2 protein-coding genes are annotated in these 821 nt (G+C 62.6%); both read left to right on the plus strand.

Annotation, left to right across the window (positions count from 1 at the left end; all coding sequences use genetic code 11):
* Positions 1–8: 8 nt before the first annotated feature.
* Positions 9–146 carry a DUF3768 domain-containing protein gene (locus AX725_RS21040; RefSeq protein ID WP_155645944.1) on the plus strand — a complete coding sequence of 46 codons (138 nt, stop codon included), beginning with the start codon at positions 9–11 and terminating at the stop codon, positions 144–146.
* A gap of 73 nt (positions 147–219) precedes the next feature.
* Positions 220–567, plus strand: a complete 348-nt coding sequence (locus AX725_RS17075) for a hypothetical protein (RefSeq protein ID WP_066119407.1) — start codon at positions 220–222, stop codon at positions 565–567.
* Positions 568–821 lie beyond the last annotated feature (254 nt).

Consider the following 821-nt stretch of genomic DNA (forward strand, 5'->3'; position numbering starts at 1 on the left):
CGTGAGGTTTGACGGAACAACGGCATAGCCGATCCGGCCTGCATAGGATCTATTACGACACCGAACTGGCGTTCGGGTCAGAGGATCCGGCCAATCCAGCGATGACTCGGCGCGTCGTCACGCTGATGCGGCCAGCGGACTACTGATCATTGTGAGGGACAGGCATATCGCCGCGTTACCCGGCAGCCGTCCAAAACCTGATGGGGAGGTAAAGATCGCATGAGCAGACACAAAGTACCGCTTCGTGACGGGATTGCGGCGGCAAGCGCCTTTGTCGGGTGGGACCGCCCCTTGCAGACCTATTTTGCGCAGGTTCTTAGCACCCCTGACGAGGACGGAGAGGAGACCGAACTCGTGTGGGTCGGCACTGCCTTCGGCGAGCTGCCCCGCGCGGTTGACGCAATCCGCGTGCTGGAGCCCTATTGCCAGATCGAGGCAAGTCTTGCCGCACAGCTAGAGATCGACAGGATGGCATGCCTCGCCACGCGCGACGGACCCAATCAGCTCGAAGCCAAGGCTTTCATGGCGCGTGTCAGCCAGATCAAGGACACCGAGCCCGAAGCATAGGTCGGCACGGACCGCGCATGGCTCGAAGCAGGGCCGGTTCATCTCCAAACCACGCATCGAGGCTCCTCAGCCCTCTGGGCTGGACAGGATTACGCGCGCCTGCGGTGGCTGGCGCACGGGCCGGGCCACGGGCCCGGAGGAGAGGGGGGATGGGAGAAGGTGTTCCGGACAAGGGGTTCGGACAGCATCAGGAGAATGTGACATGAACATCGGCACCCTCAAGGCCAACGCAGAAGGCGTTCACATCGGCCGCA

This window comes from Blastomonas sp. CCH9-A1 (genome assembly GCF_001557175.1).
Lineage (GTDB): Bacteria > Pseudomonadota > Alphaproteobacteria > Sphingomonadales > Sphingomonadaceae > Blastomonas > Blastomonas delafieldii_A.